Origin of the sequence: Vibrio sp. Vb1755 (assembly GCF_033338635.1) — a bacterium.
Lineage (GTDB): Bacteria > Pseudomonadota > Gammaproteobacteria > Enterobacterales > Vibrionaceae > Vibrio > Vibrio alginolyticus.
On sequence record NZ_JAWOTA010000396.1, the window covers coordinates 1 to 1,006 of the forward strand.

At 47.5% G+C, this 1,006-nt stretch carries 1 protein-coding gene; it reads left to right on the forward strand.

The window, feature by feature from the left end:
• A partial coding sequence (locus R7E00_RS25390) for an ATP-binding cassette domain-containing protein (protein WP_318124961.1) occupies window positions 1–1,000 on the forward strand: 1,000 nt, incomplete at its 5' end.
• Between the last annotated feature and the right edge of the window lie 6 nt (window positions 1,001–1,006).

Here is a 1,006-nt window from a genome sequence, read left to right on the forward strand (position 1 = left end):
CAACGCAGCAGGTTGGATTCTTGAACTTGACCGTGGTGAAGGTATTCCATGGGAAGGTAACTACCCCTCTTGGCTAGAGCAGAAAGATGCACGTCTACAACAAGAAGCATCACAAGAAAGCGCTCGCCAAAAGACCATCGAAAAAGAACTTGAATGGGTACGTAAAAACCCTAAAGGTCGCCAAGCAAAATCTAAAGCACGTATGGCGCGCTTTGAAGAGCTACAAAACACTGAGCACCAAAAACGTAACGAAACCAACGAGCTGTTCATCCCACCAGGTGAGCGTCTAGGTGACAAAGTGATTGAAGTGAAGAACCTGACTAAGTCGTTTGACGGTCGCGTTCTGATTGATGACCTATCGTTCAACATGCCTAAAGGTGCGATCGTGGGTATCATCGGTGCCAACGGCGCGGGTAAATCAACGCTATTCAAGATGCTAAGCGGCACTGAACAACCTGACTCAGGTACCATTGAGATGGGTGACACAGTGAAACTCGCATCTGTTGAGCAGTTCCGTGATTCAATGAACGATAAGAACACGGTATTCCAAGAGATTTCTGAAGGCGCTGACATCATCAAGATCAACAACTTTGAAATCCCTGCGCGTGCGTACTGTTCACGTTTCAACTTCAAAGGCTCAGACCAACAGAAAGTGATTGGCGAGCTATCTGGTGGTGAGCGTAACCGTGTACACCTAGCAAAACTGCTTAAAGCGGGCGGTAACGTACTACTACTCGACGAACCAACCAACGACCTTGACGTTGAAACGCTACGAGCTTTAGAAGAAGCACTACTAGAGTTCCCGGGCTGTGCAATGGTTATCTCGCACGACCGTTGGTTCCTAGACCGTATTGCAACGCACATCATCGACTACCGTGACGAAGGCCAAGTTAACTTCTACGAAGGTAACTACACAGAGTACATGGATTGGTTGAAGAAAACGTTGGGCCCTGAAGCTGCAGAGCCGCACCGCATCAAATACAAACGTATTGCGAAATAATGATTA